Genomic DNA, 14,897 nt, shown 5'->3' with positions numbered 1-14,897 from the left:
ATATCAAATAAGTTTTTCTATCCCTTTTCTTTTTTTAAATAATCTAAAGAAAATATATACAATAACTCCAAGAAGAATTAAAGTAAAAAATATTATATATATTTCATCTATATATTGTCTTAAAATATCCCTATATTCTCCAAAGAAGTAACCTATTAAAGTCATAAAAGTAACAACAAAAATATCACCAATAAAGGAAAAAATGGCAAAATTAATGATGTTCATTTTTAATATTCCAGGTAAAATTGTTATATATTGTCTTATTGTTGGTATAAATTTTGTAAAAAACACTGCATAAATTCCATAATTTTTGAACCACTCCTCTCCTTTATCTAATGTTTCTTTTTTAATTCTTAAAACCTTTCCATATTTCTCTATAAATGGTCTCCCAATTTTAAAACCAATAAAATAATTTATTAATGAACCACATAGACTTCCCAATGAACCAGAAAGAATGACAAGTAAAAGGTTAAAATCTCCCTTTGAAGCAAGGTATCCTGCTGGTATTATAAAAATTTCTGAAGATATTGGTATAAAAGAACCATTTAAAACCATTGCAAAAAATAAACCTAAATATCCTAATTTATCTATTAGATTTAAAATGTAATGAAAAATCTCACTCATCCATTTAATTATATATTGTGATAAAATTTTTATGAAATTTTATTATTTGGAGGAATGAATGAAAGCAATTAAGAATATATCAATTTTTACTGGAGGGGAGAATCCTAAATTTATTAAAAATGGTGTGATTGTTTTTAATAATAAAATAATAAAAATTTTTGAAAATGAAGATGAATTAAAAAATTATAATTGTGAAATAATAGATGGAAAAGGTAAATTATTAATTCCTGGACTAATTATTTCTCATGATCACCTTTACTCATCTCTTGCAAGAGGTATAAGTTTAAAACAAGCCTCTCCAAGGAATTTTTATGAGATACTTGACAAACTTTGGTGGAAATTAGATTTAGCACTTGATAGAGAGTCTATATATTACTCTGCATTAATAGGGATCATTGACGCGGTAAAATGTGGTGTAACAACAATTATAGACCATCATGCAAGTTTCGGATTCATTAAATATAGTCTAGATGAAATTGAAAATGCTCAAAATCTAATTAAATTAAGATTATCAACATGTTTCGAGGTATCTGATAGATGGGGAGAAGAAAAGGCAAAAGAGTCTATTTTTGAAAATTTAAGATTTATTGAGAAAACCGAAAAAAGAGAGGATAAAATGATAGTTCCAACCTTTGGTTTACATGCTCTTTTTACAATTAGTGAAAAAACACTTAAAATGTGTAGTGAAATTGGAAAAGATAAAAAAACATCTTTTCATGTTCACTTATCTGAAGACAAATTTGATAGAGATTATAATTTAAGTTTTTTTGGACTTTCTCCTATCGAAAGATTGAACAAAGAGAATATGTTAAATGAAAAAACGCTCCTTATTCATTGTGTTCATATAGATGAAAAAGAGAAAGATCTAATCAAGGATAAAAAATCAATTGTTGTTCATAATCCTGAATCAAACATGAACAATGCAGTTGGTTTACCAGATATTTTTTCTTTATTAAACAGAGGTGTAGTTGTGGGATTAGGAACAGATGGATTTACGCAAGATATGTTTAGAGAAACCCAAGTTTTATATATCGCTCATAAACATGAAAAACAAAACTCTAATATTGGTTTTAATGAGTCTTACAAACTTTTATTTGTAAATAATCCAAAAATTGCCAAACTTATATTTAATGAAAAAATTGGAGAGATTAAAGAAGATTACAAAAGCGATTTTGTTTTACTTAATTACAATCCTCCTACCCCATTAAATGAAACTAATTTCTTTGGACATTTTATATTTGGTCTTTCAAGTAGATTTGTGAGTGATGTTTATGTTAATGGAGAGATAATTTTGAAAGATGGAAAAATTTTAGGAATTGATGAAGAAAAAATATTTTATGAGAGCATTAGAGTAGCGAAAAACTTATGGGAAAGGTTTGAGTCAATTTAAATGACTATTTTAAAGATTATTCTCTCTTTTTTATTGATTGTATTTCTTATACAAAAGAAGATTAAACCAGGGATATCTTTAATAATTGGTGCTACAATTCTTGGATTAATCTATCCATATAAACCATATAATCTATTTAAAAATTTTTATAATGCCTTAACATTAAAAGATACAATTGAATTAATAATTACTCTTATTTTAATATATTTTCTTTCATATCTTCTTCAAGGAAAAGAGATACTTTCGAAAATGATTAAAAATCTTAATTCACTTTTTCCAAAAAGAAAAATAACTATTTTTCTTTCATCTATGCTTATTGGCCTTTTACCAATGCCCGGAGGAGCTCTTTTTTCAGCACCTCTTGTAGATAGTTTAACAAAAGATATAAAAACAACAAATGAAAAAAAAGCATACATGAATTATTGGTTTAGACATGTTCTTGAAGGAGCTTTCCCTACTTATCCTGGTATAATTCTTGCTGCAAAATTTTTAAATGTTTCAATTAGAAGTGCACTACTTGCTCACATTTTTATTCCCTTGGTTCTTGTTTTTGTAGGAATTTTAATTGGTTTTAAGGGAGTTTATGTACCAGAAAATAAAAGTGAAGATGGAAGTTTTAAAAATTTTCTAAAATATTTTTCACCAATTCTTTTAATTTTAATTCTTATCCTTGTTTTTAATTTTGAGGTTGTATTTGCAATCGGAATCTCTCTTATTCTCTCTATTTTATTTTTAAAACCAAATAAAAAAGAATTAATAGATTATATTAAAAAATCTATAAATTTAGATAATTTATTTTTACCAATAGGTGTTTATTTCTTTAGAAACCTTTTAAATTCTGGAATAGCAAATGATATATCAATTTCACTTTCAATTCTTAAAATATCTCCTTTTCTTATTATTTTTTTAATGCCATTTATAAGTGCATTTTTAACTGGTTTAACATCTATGGGTGTTGCAATATCATACCCAATAATTTTAAATCTTTTTTATCCAAATGGAACTCTTTCTTTCTCTTTAATGGGACTTGCCTATAGTGGTGCAGTTTGTGGGATTCTTTTCTCTCCGCTTCATCTTTGTCTAATTGTAACTATGAATTATTTTAAATGTGAGATATCTAAAATGTATAAAAGTTTAACAACATCAATTTCTTTTTCTTCTATTTTGTTAATTTTAATTTACTTACTTCTTTTTAAATTAAAATTTTAGGGATTCAATTTAAATCCGTTTTCTAAAATTTCAACTTCTATTTCTTTTAAATCCTCATATAGAAATGGAATAGATACTTTTAATTTGTCACCTATTTTAAGAATTTGTAAAAATGAAGTATCTTTTTCAATAAATATAGGCAACACTCTTTGTCCTAATTTTATTTCTTTTATTCTTTGAGGATTAATAAGTATATGTGGTATTGTTGATTCAAGAATATATTTATATGCCCAGTGATTTTTATCTAAATCTTTAAATTTATTTATCTCACCAAGATTCCCTTCTCTTCCAATTGCTTTTAGAAGCATAACCAAAAATTCAGCCCTTGTTACACTCTTCTCGCCTTTAAAAGTTTTATCTTTATAACCTGAAATAATTCCACTTTTATAGACTCCTCCTATTATTCCTTTTGCCCAATATGAAGAAGGAATATCTTTAAAGTAATTTCCAAAGTCTTCTTCTAATGAAAGAATTTTAAAAATAATTGCTGCTGCTTCAGATCTTTTTAGTGGTTCATCTGGTTTAAATGTACCATCTTTGTATCCACTCATAAGACCACTTGAAATAACATTTAATATATAATTTTTACCCCAATGGCTCTCCTTTACATCTTTTGGTAAAGTCTCTAAATTACTTCTACTTAACATAAATGTGTTTGACAAAATTGCTGCAACTTCAACCCTTTTTATTGGAATATCTGGCTTAAATGTACTATCAGGAAATCCAGTAATAATTTGATTGTGAAAAATTTTAAAACATTTTATAAAAACATCTTTCTTATAAATCAAATTATCAATATTAAATTCAAATGTGTTTATTGAATCACATGAAGAAATAGATTTAAAAATTAAACTTATTTTTTTCTCTTCATTTATACCTATTTTATCTATTTTTATTTCAATAAAACCACTTTTAATTTCAAATTCATTTGAAACATTAAAATTATTTGGAACTGCAATCTTTAGAATTTTATCTTTTGCTTCTTTTGTTCCACTATTTTTTATAAAAACTTGAATATTATAAAAAGAATATAAATTTGTCTCCTTTTCTCCCTCAACTCTTAAAGAAAGAGATTCTTTTCCTTCACCTTTTATTAAAATATCTATCTCTTTTTTGATTTCTGTTGTTTCACTTTTATATAAAAATGAAATTTTTTCTTTTTTGTCAGAAATTGTCTCTTTTGATTTAAATTCAAGGTTTATAGTATAAATTTCATTTTCCTTTATAGAATCAAAATTTAAATAAAATGTTCTTTCCTCTCTTTTAAACTGACCAATATTTGAAGATAAATAGTCAAAAGAATCTGGAATTGAAATTTTTATATTTACATTTTTATCTAAATAATTTCCAATATTTTTGATGGAAAATTTTAATGAAAAAATAGAATTTGAGTTTATATTTAAATTTTGTGGTATATCTACCAAAATTTGTGGTTTACCAGTTATAGTAAATTCAGTTGGTTCATCTAAGTTAAAACTCTGAGGCACTCCATCATCTATGCCATTTTCGTCACTTTTTTCAATTATTTTTAATTTTCCATAAAGAAAATATTCTATCTCACCATGAAGAGAAAATTTTGTATTAATTGTAACTTTATCTCCTATTGAAAAAGAAAATTTAATGAATTCATTTGAATTTTTAGCTACCTTTATATTTTCAACTATTATTTGATTGTTTTCAATCTTGTATTTTGAACCTTTAGGATTTGATAAAATATTTATCTCACCAAATTCCCTTGGAATTTGTATTTTAAATATAACTCCTTCTATATCTTCATCTCCATAATTTTTAATTTCAGATAAAAATTCAACTTTCCCCCCTTTTTCAGATTGTGTAGTTTTTTTTAAAATAAGATCAAGAAATGGTGCCTTTTTATCAATAAGAACCTTTCCAAATTCAGATGTATTAAATAAATCATCAGTAAAAGTATAGAGAATATATTTTCCAAGAAGTTCTTCATTTGTTAAGATATAAAAGATTTCTTCAAAATTATTGATATTTTTTTCTCCTAAAAAAGAAATTGAATTATTTCCTAAAATATCAGAAGAAAAAATTTCAATTTTACCTTTTTTATCACTTTTTGTTGAAATCAAAACACTCTTTCCAAAAGTTTTAGCAAAAGAAACCTCTATTGGAGTTATCCCTTCATTTCCACCACTTAAATTTATATTTTCATTATTATCAATAAAAATATTTTTCGAAAAACTATTAAATCTATTGCTTTTATCTTCAAAAAAAATACCCTTTTTATTTTTTTCAAAAATGTTTTCTTTTATTATATTTTTCTCACATGAATTAAAAAATTTAACTCCATAATTATTTTCTTTAAATGTATTATTAAATATTGAATTATCAGAAGAGAAAAAATCAATATTTAAACCAATTTCATTTGAATAAAATTCATTTTTATAAATTAAGGAGGCTGTTCCATAATAAAGATGTATTCCATTTAAGTTACTAACAAATTTATTCTCAAATAAATCATTCTTTTCTCCAAAACTATCCCTTAAAAATATTCCATCTTCATTATTTAAAATGGTGTTTTTATATATTTTATTTCTCAGTGAATTATAAAAAATTCTTATACCAGTCTGACTATTTTTAAAAATTGAATTTTTTATTTCATTTGATGAAGAAAAATAAAATCTTATTCCAAAAGTTGAATTTTCAATATTAACTTCATCTATAATATTATAATTTGAATAATATAGATAAATGCCATAATTTAAATTTTTAAAAGTAGAATTTAAAATTTTAATATTACTTGATTTAAAAAGATGAATACCAGTGTCTCCATTATCAATTGAAATATTTTTAATTGTTCCCCTATTTGTTTCAATTCTTATATAATCTTTGCTTTTAAAATTTTTAAAATTTAGACCAGATAATTCAAAATCATATTTAAATGTAAACAATGAATCAGAAGTTATTAAAGATGCATCAATATCAATTAAAGGGGTGTTTTTTTCTAAATCAGTATATTTTTCATTTTGAGACAATCCATCAATTATAATTTTTCTTTCTATTGTTGGTAAATTACTTCTTAAAAAAATAGTCCAGCTTTTCCCGTTAAAATTTTTATCTTCTTTTGGTATATCAAATTTAATTATTCCACCTTCTTTATTTGCTTCTTCAATAGCCCAAAGAAATGAATTCTCACCATATGGATTCGTGTTTTTAACAACAAATATATTTTCTCCTTTGACTATATTTATTTCAAAAGATATAAAAATTAGAATTATTAAAATTAAAATTTTTTTCATAATTTAATTATCTCCTTTCCTTCTAATAAATTTTATAATAATTTCTATAAAAATAAAAAAGCCCTGGAAATTCCAGGGCTTTTTAGAAACTTCTTAAATTCTTATCTATTAAGAAAGTTTCTTAACATTCTTTGCTTGTGGTCCCTTTTTTCCCTCTTGAACTTCAAATTCAACTGCATCGCCCTCTTTTAATGTTTTGAAACCTGTCCCCTCAATAGCAGTGTAATGTACAAAGACATCTTCACCACCATCATCTCTTGTAATAAACCCATAGCCCTTTGATGAGTCAAACCACTTAACTTTACCTTTAATCATGCTAATGCTTCCTCCTAAAAAATTGTTTAGTACCTTCAAGGTACGAATTGAGTTTAACAGAAATTAATGTTTTGTCAAGTATGTAAATTTTCTTGCTTTTTTTGTTTCAAGTGTAAAATAAAATGCCTCTTTATCAAACTCTTTAATAAGATTTTCAAATTTTTTAATATCCTTTCTTTTTAAGGTAACATAAAGTACATCTTTTTCACCTTTCAAACCTTCTCCTTTAACTTTTGTCACTATATAACCCTCATCTCTTAAAAGTTTAGTTATTTCTCCATCACATTTTGTAGGAATAACAATAAATGTTTCATATCCAATTCCCAATTTCTCATCAATGACCATTCCTATATAATTTCCAACTGCAAAACCAAGAGAATAAATAGATAAATTTAAGAAGTTATCAAGATGTTGCAAAACAAGATTTAAACCAATTACATAAAGTACAGTTTCAAAGAATGAGGAAATAAATGTTAAAAGTTTTTCACCCTTAACCATAAGAATTGTTCTAAAACTTGAAATTGTTATTCCAACAACTCTAATTGAAAAAATAGTTAAAGCAATCTTAATAACTTCATAATTCATATAATCTCTCCTAAAAACTATATCGTAAAATTATATCATAAATAGTGTTATAATGTTAATGATTATGAAAAAAGCTATAATCTTAATTATCTTTATTTTAATTTTTTATGTTTTTCTTTTTTTTATATCAAAAAATATTAACAAAAATTATTTAATTGGATTCGGTTGGAAAGTATATTTAAAAGAAAGTGAAACTTATAATAAAAAAATTAAAATTGGTGAGCTTAAAGAAAATGAGGAAATTTTTATAAAAAACATAAAAATTTATCCAAAGGTGTATTGCTTCTTATCTTATGAATTAGTAAAAGAACTCACAAATATTAATCTTGACTCACCTTTTTCAGACTTTATAAAAATCATTTCAAAAAAGAGCGGAGATGTATATTTAAATGTTCAATTTGAAGAAAAAAGATATGATTTTATAAATTATGTATTTGGATTTCCAATTAGAATTGATGAAATAAAAATTAATATTCCTATTAATATTTTAGAAATTTTAGTTGAATAATAAGGAGGTTGATTTTTATGGAAATCAAAGTAATTAAAATTAAAAATCCTGAGAATTTAAATGTGATAATTGGTCAATCACATTTTATAAAAACCGTAGAAGATTTATATGAAACATTGATTACAAGTTCAACATCAATTAAATTTGGAATTGCATTTAATGAATCATCTGGTCCAAGACTTATAAGATTTGCAGGAAATGATGACAATTTAATTGAACTTGCAAAAGAAAATGCAATGAATATTGGTGCTGGACATATATTTGTAATATTTTTAAAAGATGCTTATCCTATTAATGTTTTGAATAGAATAAAAATGGTTGAGGAAGTGGTAAGAATTTTTGCTGCGAGCGCAAATCCAATAGAAGTAATTGTTGTAGAAACACAACAAGGCAGAGGAGTTTTAGGCGTTGTTGATGGTGAATCACCACTGGGTTTTGAGAGCGATGAAGATAAAAATAAAAGAAAAGAGTTTTTAAGAAAAATTGGGTATAAACTATGATAATAGATTCTTATGAATTTGGCGAAATTATAATTGAAGGTAAAGTTTATAAAAGTGATTTAATTATTATAGAGGATAAAATAATAGAAAATTGGTGGAGAGAAGAAGGACATTTACTAAAAGAAGCAGATCTTTTTGAAGTTTTGAAGTATAAGCCAGAAGTTTTAATAATTGGAACAGGTGCAAATGGTTTAATGAGAGTAAGCGAAGATTTAATTAAAAAACTTAAAGATGAAAAAATTGAATATTATATTTTAAAAACAAAGGAAGCAGTGAAAAAATTTAATGAAATAGATAATAAAAGAAAAGCTGGGGCATTTCATTTAACTTGTTAAATTTGAAAAATGAATTAAAATTTGGATAATTAAAGTAGAAGATAAAATTAAAAAGGAGGTGATTTAAATGTTTTACATCATTTATAAGGATAAATTAAGAGAGGGAAAAACAATTGAAGATTTTAAAAAGTGGCTAAATGAGTTTATGCCAGTTCAAAAAGAGTGGGGAGCAAAAGATTATGATGTTTATAAGCCTCTTTATGGAGAGGCAAATATTTTTTATGTTAAATATACAGTTGAATCACTTGATAAATGGAAAAAAGGTCTCGAATCTGATATGGGTAAAGCACTTATTGAGGCAATAAGCAAAATAATCGATATAGCACATGTAGAAGTTGAGGTGATGGAAAAAATAGAGATATAATCTAAAAACATATGGCAAAATTTATATTTTTAACAGGAGGAGTAATGTCCTCCTTAGGTAAAGGAATTTTAGCATCATCTCTTGGTCTCATAATTAAAAATATGGGTTACAATGTATCAATGTTAAAATTTGATCCATATCTAAATGTAGATGCTGGCTCAATGAATCCTTACCAACATGGAGAAGTTTTTGTTACAAGAGATGGTGGTGAAGTTGATCTTGATATTGGTCATTATGAGAGATTTTTAAATCAAAATCTGTCAAGATATAATAATATTACAAGTGGATATCTTTACAAAACAATAATTGAAAAAGAGAGAAAAGGTGATTTTTTAGGTCAGACAATACAGGTTATACCACATTTAACTCAAGAAATTATAAATTGTATAAAAGATGTAATTAAAAAAGATAACTGTGAAATAATTATAACTGAAATTGGTGGAACTGTTGGTGATATAGAATCTCTTCCTTTTATTGAAGCGTCATCTGAATTAAAAATTGAAGAGAAAGATGTTTTCTTTTTTCATGTAACTTATGTACCATATCTTGAAACAACAGAAGAACTAAAAACGAAACCTACTCAACACTCTGTTAAAGAGTTAAGAAGTTTAGGAGTATACCCCGATATTTTATTTTTAAGGAGTAAGAAAGATATAGGACTTCAAGAAAGAGAAAAACTTTCTCGTTATCTTGGAATTCCAATAGAAAAAATAATTCCTGTCAAGGATCTTGAATCCCACTATTTAGTTCCAGAGGTTCTATTAAATTCAAACATCAAAACTATTTTAGATAGTATTTTTAATGAAAAAAGAGATTTAGAAATCTCAAATTGGTTAAATTTTACATCAAAAATAAATAAAGGTGCTAAAACTAAAAAAGTAGGCATTTTAGGGAAATATGTTGAATTAAAAGATGCATATCTTTCTTTAAAGGAAGCTCTTGTTCATTCTAGTGTTGAATTAGGAATAAATGTTGAAATCGAATGGATTTCTTCTGAAGATATTGAAAATTTATATAAAAATCTTGAAAGAGTCGATGGAATAATAATTCCAGGTGGTTTTGGAAAAAGAGGAATAGAGGGTATGATTAATGGAGCAAAATATGCAAGAGAAAACAAAAAACCACTTCTTGGAATTTGTCTTGGACTTCAAATTATATTAATTGAATTTTTTAGAAATGTAATTGGTTATAAAGAGGCAAATTCAACAGAATTTGAAAAAGAAACTCCCTACCCAGTAGTTGATCTTCTTTCTTCACAGAGAGATATAAAGTTACTTGGTGGAACAATGAGATTAGGAGAGAGTGAAATTATAATTAAAGAAAATACTAAAGCACATTCAATTTATAAACAAACTTTTATAAAGGAGAGACATAGACACAGATATACATTTAATCTTGATTTTATTAAAGAATTAAATCAAGGAGGATTTATTATTTCTGGAAGAAACAAGGATGGAGAGGTTGAAATTGTTGAATATAGTGAGCACCCTTTTTATATTGGAGTTCAATACCACCCAGAATTTTCTTCTAAACCCCTTTCTCCAAACAATTTATTTACTGAATTCTTGAAGATTCTTTAAAAAATTCTCAAAATAATCGGGGATTGGAGAATCAAATTCTAATCTTTGCCCTGTTCTTGGATGGTTTAAAATTAATTTTTTAGCATGAAGAAGTTGTCCTTTCAATTGAGGTATTGAAATCCCATAAACTCTATCACCAACTATTGGATATCCAATAAAACTTAAGTGAACCCTGATCTGATGTGTTCTACCAGTTTTGAGCGAAATCTCAAGTAAGGTAAAATCTTTATATCTTTTTATTACCTTAAAATGAGTTTCTGCTTCTTTTCCAAGAAGAGATGGCTTAACAAACTTTTTTGATTTGAAATTTTTAGTTAAAGGTATAGAAATAGTTCCTTCATTTTGATTCACTTCTCCCTTAACTAATGCATAATATATTCTTTTTATTTTTCTCTCTTTTAAATCTCTTGATAGAATTTGATGAGAAAAATCATTTTTTGCTATAACAAGAAGACCTGATGTATCTTTATCCAATCTATGAACAATTCCAGGTCTCAATACACCACCGATTTGAGAAAGATTTTTAAGGTGAAAAAGAAGTGCATTGACAAGTGTATTTTCTTTTTTCTTTCCAGTTGGATGTGTTAACATTCCCTGAGGTTTATTCACAATCGCTATGTCATCATCTTCATATATAATTTCAATATTTAAATTTTCTGGTTTAATTGATAACTCTTTTGGTTCAGGAATTATCACTTCAATTATATCTTTTTCCTTAATTTTGTAAGATGGTTTTTTAATTTCACCATTAACAGTTACTTTTCCATCTTTTATTAAACTTTTAAGATACTCCCTGCTATATTCTATTAAATTTTTTTTTAAAAATGAGTCTAATCTCTCGCCATGCTCATTTGAAACTAACTTTATAACTCTTCTCTCCATAAATAAAAAACAATTAAAATAACTCCAATTGTAATATATGAATCAGAAAGATTAAAAACTGGAAAGTTTTTGACACTTATAAAATCAACAACAAAACCATAAAAAATTCTATCAATTAAATTTCCAGTTATTCCAGAAAATATTAAAGATAGAAGAAAAATAAATAATGTAAATTTAAATTCATATTTAATAAAAAAAATAAAGATTATTATTAATGCAATTATTGAAAGAGTAATAAAAATATATTTTCCATTTGGAAAAAGACCAAAAATTCCACCTCTATTATCAACTCTTTCAAATTTTAAAAAATTCCCTAAAATTTTTATACTATCTCCATATTTTATATTTTTTATTACAAAATATTTTGAAATTCTATCTAAAAAGATAAAAATAGAAGAGAAGATTACAAAGTAAATATATTTCATAAAATATATATTACCAAAATTTTAATTTAAAATCATTTTAATTTTTTCAAGAAATGAATTTTCATCAATTGGTATTTCAATTAATTTTTCTCTCCCCCTCTCTCCATAAATTATTTTTACACCTTTAACTTCAAAAATATCTTCAAGAAATTTTAATAGTTCTGAATTCGCTTTATTATTAATAGGCGGTTTTGAAATTTTTATAAATAGAGTGGATTCTTTAAATAAAACTATTTTATTGATCTTAGAATTGGGGGTTATTTTAACTTTTATTTTCATAAAATTTTTAAGGGGCTCCGAAGAGCCCCTTTTAATTTTATTTATTTAACAGCATGACATGAAACAAAATGACCTTGTTTTATTTCTCTTTGTTCAGGGACAACCTCTTTACATACTGGCATTGCAATTGGACATCTTGTATGGAAAACACAACCTTTCGGTGGATTTATAGGAGATGGAATATCTCCTTGAAGAACTGCTCTTTCTTTTTTAATTTCAGGATCTGGAATTGGAACTGCAGAAAGTAAAGCTTGAGTGTAAGGATGAAGTGGATTATCAAAAAGTTCATCATTTGGTGCTATTTCCATAATTTTTCCAAGGTACATAACTACAATTCTATCGCACATGTGCCTTATAACTGCCATATCATGTGCAACAAAAAGATATGTTAATTTTAATTTTTCTTGTAATTCATTTAAAAGATTTATTACTTGAGATTGAATTGAAACATCAAGAGCACTAACTGGTTCATCACAAACAACAAATTTTGGATTTAAAATTATTGCTCTTGCTATTCCAATTCTTTGTCTTTGACCACCAGAAAATTCGTGAGGGTATCTATTAATATATTCAGGTCTCAAACCAACCATTTCCATAACTTCAACTACTCTATCAATCATCTCTTTTTTATTTTTCACAAGACCATGTACTACTAAGGGCTCTCCAATTATTTCAGAAATAGGCATTCTTGGATTAAGTGAGCCATATGGATCTTGGAAAATTATCTGCATATTTCTTCTCATTCTTCTTAACTCTTCGCCTTTAAGTTTATTTATTACTTGTCCTAGAAATTTAATTTCTCCTGATGTTGGTGGATAAAGCATTAAAATTGTTTTACCAACTGTTGTTTTTCCTGAACCAGATTCACCAACAAGACCAACAGTTTCACCTTCATAAATATCAAAAGAAATATCATCAACCGCTTTTACATGTGCTATAACTCCGCCAAGTATTCCACCATGAATTGGGAAATACTTCTTCAAATTCTTAACACTTACCAATGGTTCAGCCATCTTATACCCCCATATTAGGTTTTAAATAGTTCCAACATTTAACAAAGTGATTAGGTGAGATTTCTTCTAAGCGTGGCTCTTCTTCTCTACAAATTTTAGTTGCATATGGGCATCTTGGATGGAAGTAGCAACCTTTTGGAAGATGGTATGGATTTGGAACAACTCCCTCAATAATAGGTAATCTTTCACCTTTCTTTCTTCTCTTAGTTACAAGTGGAATTGAATTTAAAAGGCCATATGTATATGGATGTTGTGGAGATTTAAAAATTGTTTTAACATCAGAATATTCTACAATTTTTCCAGAATACATAACTGCAACATTATCTGCCATTTCAGCAATTATTGCAAGGTTATGGGTAATCATTAATATTGCCATTCCAATTTTTCTCTTAAGATCCTTCATGAGTTCAAGAATTTGAGCTTGAATTGTGACATCAAGAGCAGTTGTTGCCTCATCTGAAATTAGAAGATCAGGATTGCATGATAAAGCCATTGCTATCATAACTCTCTGTCTCATACCACCAGAAAGTTGATGTGGATATTCGTTGTATCTTTTATCAGGATCTGGAATTCCTACTAAATTTAACATCTCAATTGCCCTCTTTTTTGCCTCCTCCTCTGTTACATCTTGATGAATAAGAATTGCTTCACTTATTTGAAATCCAACTGTAAAAACAGGATTTAATGAAGTCATTGGTTCCTGAAAAATCATTGAAATTTGGCTTCCTCTAATTCTTCTCATCTCTTCTTCTGATTTCTTTAACAAATCCTCTCCTTTGAAAATTATTTCACCACTAACAATTTTTCCAGGAGGCCATGGTACAAGTCTCATTATTGAAAGAGAGGTTACTGATTTGCCACATCCAGATTCTCCTACTAAACCAAGTGTCTCACCTACATTGATCTTAATATCAACTCCATCAACTGCTCTAACAATACCCTCATCAGTGTAAAAATAAGTTTTTAGATCTCTTGTTTCTAATAAAACTTCATTCTTCATTAAATTCTCCCTTTGCTTTATATCTTTAATCTTGGGTCAAGAGCATCTCTTAACCCATCTCCAAGAAAGTTAAATGCAAGTACTGTTATAAATAACGCAAGTCCAGGAAACCAAATAAGCCATGGAGCATTAAACATTGCACTTTGTGCATTTTGAAGCATATTTCCCCAAGAAGGAGTTGGAGGCATAATTCCAAAACCAAGGTAACTTAAAGATGCTTCGTAAATTATATTTCCACCAATTGCAAGAGTTGCAGAGACAATAATTGGAGCCATTGAATTAGGAAGAAGATGTCTCCATATTATTCTTGAATTTGAAGCACCAATTGCTCTTGCTGCTTCAGCAAATTCTTGTTCTTTTAATGAAAGATAAACACCTCTAACTAATCTTGCATCAACCATCCAACCAAAAATTGCAATAACAAGAACTATTTTCCATATACCACCACCAGGAATAACTGATGCTAAAACAACTAAAAGAGGTAAAACAGGAATAGAAAACATAATATCTGTAAATCTCATTAGAAGTGTATCAAGTATACCTCCATAATAACCAGCAAGCGCACCAATAATGACACCAATTACAATTGCTGAAAACATTGCAGCAAAGCCAACAAAAAGTGATA

The 14,897-nt window shown here is 26.5% G+C and carries 17 protein-coding genes; 7 read left to right on the top strand and 10 right to left on the bottom strand.

Annotation, left to right across the window (positions count from 1 at the left end; translation table 11 throughout):
* Nucleotides 1-3: 3 nt before the first annotated feature.
* Entirely contained in the window at nucleotides 4-624 is a 621-nt protein-coding gene (locus tag N3D74_01815) for a DedA family protein (GenBank protein ID MCX8094917.1), read from the bottom strand.
* Between the two features lie 58 nt (nucleotides 625-682).
* Here N3D74_01815 and ssnA point away from each other — a divergent pair, with 58 nt between their 5' ends.
* Entirely contained in the window at nucleotides 683-2,014 is a 1,332-nt protein-coding gene (ssnA, locus tag N3D74_01810; GenBank protein MCX8094916.1) for a putative aminohydrolase SsnA, read from the top strand.
* Nucleotides 2,015-3,223 (top strand): DUF401 family protein, encoded by a 1,209-nt coding sequence (locus N3D74_01805; protein ID MCX8094915.1) that lies wholly within the window; start codon nucleotides 2,015-2,017, stop codon nucleotides 3,221-3,223.
* On the opposite strand, the gene N3D74_01800 is transcribed toward N3D74_01805, so the two are convergent.
* The 3 genes from N3D74_01800 to N3D74_01790 form a co-directional block, all read right to left on the bottom strand.
* The gene (locus N3D74_01800; protein ID MCX8094914.1) at nucleotides 3,220-6,486 is read right to left on the bottom strand and encodes an S-layer homology domain-containing protein; all 3,267 of its coding nucleotides are present in this window, start codon (nucleotides 6,484-6,486) and stop codon (nucleotides 3,220-3,222) included. The genes N3D74_01805 and N3D74_01800 overlap by 4 nt on opposite strands.
* Before the next feature lie 108 nt (nucleotides 6,487-6,594).
* Entirely contained in the window at nucleotides 6,595-6,801 is a 207-nt protein-coding gene (locus tag N3D74_01795) for a cold-shock protein (protein MCX8094913.1), read from the bottom strand.
* A 63-nt stretch (nucleotides 6,802-6,864) separates the two neighbouring features.
* Nucleotides 6,865-7,386 carry a DUF5698 domain-containing protein gene (locus N3D74_01790; protein MCX8094912.1) on the bottom strand — a complete coding sequence of 174 codons (522 nt, stop codon included), beginning with the start codon at nucleotides 7,384-7,386 and terminating at the stop codon, nucleotides 6,865-6,867.
* Between the two features lie 64 nt (nucleotides 7,387-7,450).
* Here N3D74_01790 and N3D74_01785 point away from each other — a divergent pair, with 64 nt between their 5' ends.
* From N3D74_01785 to N3D74_01765, 5 genes are all read left to right on the top strand, one after another.
* Nucleotides 7,451-7,894 carry a hypothetical protein gene (locus tag N3D74_01785; protein ID MCX8094911.1) on the top strand — a complete coding sequence of 148 codons (444 nt, stop codon included), beginning with the start codon at nucleotides 7,451-7,453 and terminating at the stop codon, nucleotides 7,892-7,894.
* Between the two features lie 11 nt (nucleotides 7,895-7,905).
* Nucleotides 7,906-8,394 carry an adenosine-specific kinase gene (locus N3D74_01780; GenBank protein ID MCX8094910.1) on the top strand — a complete coding sequence of 163 codons (489 nt, stop codon included), beginning with the start codon at nucleotides 7,906-7,908 and terminating at the stop codon, nucleotides 8,392-8,394.
* Entirely contained in the window at nucleotides 8,391-8,729 is a 339-nt protein-coding gene (locus tag N3D74_01775) for an MTH938/NDUFAF3 family protein (GenBank protein ID MCX8094909.1), read from the top strand. Before N3D74_01780 ends, N3D74_01775 begins: the two co-directional genes overlap by 4 nt.
* 67 nt (nucleotides 8,730-8,796) lie before the next feature.
* Entirely contained in the window at nucleotides 8,797-9,093 is a 297-nt protein-coding gene (locus N3D74_01770; protein ID MCX8094908.1) for a hypothetical protein, read from the top strand.
* An 11-nt stretch (nucleotides 9,094-9,104) separates the two neighbouring features.
* Entirely contained in the window at nucleotides 9,105-10,673 is a 1,569-nt protein-coding gene (locus tag N3D74_01765; protein MCX8094907.1) for a CTP synthase, read from the top strand.
* On the opposite strand, the gene N3D74_01760 is transcribed toward N3D74_01765, so the two are convergent.
* The 6 genes from N3D74_01760 to N3D74_01735 all read right to left on the bottom strand — a co-directional run.
* On the bottom strand, nucleotides 10,644-11,555 hold the full coding sequence (locus N3D74_01760) for an RluA family pseudouridine synthase (GenBank protein ID MCX8094906.1): 912 nt from the start codon (nucleotides 11,553-11,555) through the stop codon (nucleotides 10,644-10,646). The genes N3D74_01765 and N3D74_01760 overlap by 30 nt on opposite strands.
* Complete coding sequence (gene lspA / locus N3D74_01755; GenBank protein MCX8094905.1) at nucleotides 11,537-11,980, bottom strand: signal peptidase II; 444 nt, start codon at nucleotides 11,978-11,980, stop codon at nucleotides 11,537-11,539. The genes N3D74_01760 and lspA overlap by 19 nt, the downstream gene beginning before the upstream one ends.
* 21 nt (nucleotides 11,981-12,001) lie before the next feature.
* Nucleotides 12,002-12,259: a DUF167 domain-containing protein gene (locus tag N3D74_01750; GenBank protein ID MCX8094904.1), complete on the bottom strand. Its 258-nt coding sequence runs from the start codon at nucleotides 12,257-12,259 to the stop codon at nucleotides 12,002-12,004.
* Between the two features lie 41 nt (nucleotides 12,260-12,300).
* On the bottom strand, nucleotides 12,301-13,272 hold the full coding sequence (locus tag N3D74_01745) for an ABC transporter ATP-binding protein (protein ID MCX8094903.1): 972 nt from the start codon (nucleotides 13,270-13,272) through the stop codon (nucleotides 12,301-12,303).
* Nucleotide 13,273: 1 nt separating this feature from the next.
* A complete protein-coding gene (locus N3D74_01740; GenBank protein MCX8094902.1) occupies nucleotides 13,274-14,272 on the bottom strand; it encodes an ABC transporter ATP-binding protein in 999 nt (332 codons plus the stop codon).
* A gap of 17 nt (nucleotides 14,273-14,289) precedes the next feature.
* Nucleotides 14,290-14,897, bottom strand: a 608-nt coding sequence (locus N3D74_01735; GenBank protein ID MCX8094901.1) for an ABC transporter permease, incomplete at its 5' end; no start/stop codon positions are given.

The sequence above is a fragment of the Caldisericia bacterium genome (assembly GCA_026414995.1).
Taxonomy (GTDB): Bacteria; Caldisericota; Caldisericia; order B22-G15; family B22-G15; genus JAAYUH01.
This window is presented reverse-complemented; position numbering and strand designations above follow the sequence as displayed.

Coding starts and splice junctions, on each gene's coding strand:
- N3D74_01815 (MCX8094917.1), bottom strand. CDS start 624: ATGAGTGAGATTTTTCATTACATTTTAAATCTAATAGATAAATTAGGA.
- ssnA (MCX8094916.1), top strand. CDS start 683: ATGAAAGCAATTAAGAATATATCAATTTTTACTGGAGGGGAGAATCCT.
- N3D74_01805 (MCX8094915.1), top strand. CDS start 2,015: ATGACTATTTTAAAGATTATTCTCTCTTTTTTATTGATTGTATTTCTT.
- N3D74_01800 (MCX8094914.1), bottom strand. CDS start 6,486: ATGAAAAAAATTTTAATTTTAATAATTCTAATTTTTATATCTTTTGAA.
- N3D74_01795 (MCX8094913.1), bottom strand. CDS start 6,801: ATGATTAAAGGTAAAGTTAAGTGGTTTGACTCATCAAAGGGCTATGGG.
- N3D74_01790 (MCX8094912.1), bottom strand. CDS start 7,386: ATGAATTATGAAGTTATTAAGATTGCTTTAACTATTTTTTCAATTAGA.
- N3D74_01785 (MCX8094911.1), top strand. CDS start 7,451: ATGAAAAAAGCTATAATCTTAATTATCTTTATTTTAATTTTTTATGTT.
- N3D74_01775 (MCX8094909.1), top strand. CDS start 8,391: ATGATAATAGATTCTTATGAATTTGGCGAAATTATAATTGAAGGTAAA.
- N3D74_01770 (MCX8094908.1), top strand. CDS start 8,797: ATGTTTTACATCATTTATAAGGATAAATTAAGAGAGGGAAAAACAATT.
- N3D74_01765 (MCX8094907.1), top strand. CDS start 9,105: ATGGCAAAATTTATATTTTTAACAGGAGGAGTAATGTCCTCCTTAGGT.
- N3D74_01760 (MCX8094906.1), bottom strand. CDS start 11,555: ATGGAGAGAAGAGTTATAAAGTTAGTTTCAAATGAGCATGGCGAGAGA.
- lspA (MCX8094905.1), bottom strand. CDS start 11,980: ATGAAATATATTTACTTTGTAATCTTCTCTTCTATTTTTATCTTTTTA.
- N3D74_01750 (MCX8094904.1), bottom strand. CDS start 12,259: ATGAAAATAAAAGTTAAAATAACCCCCAATTCTAAGATCAATAAAATA.
- N3D74_01745 (MCX8094903.1), bottom strand. CDS start 13,272: ATGGCTGAACCATTGGTAAGTGTTAAGAATTTGAAGAAGTATTTCCCA.
- N3D74_01740 (MCX8094902.1), bottom strand. CDS start 14,272: ATGAAGAATGAAGTTTTATTAGAAACAAGAGATCTAAAAACTTATTTT.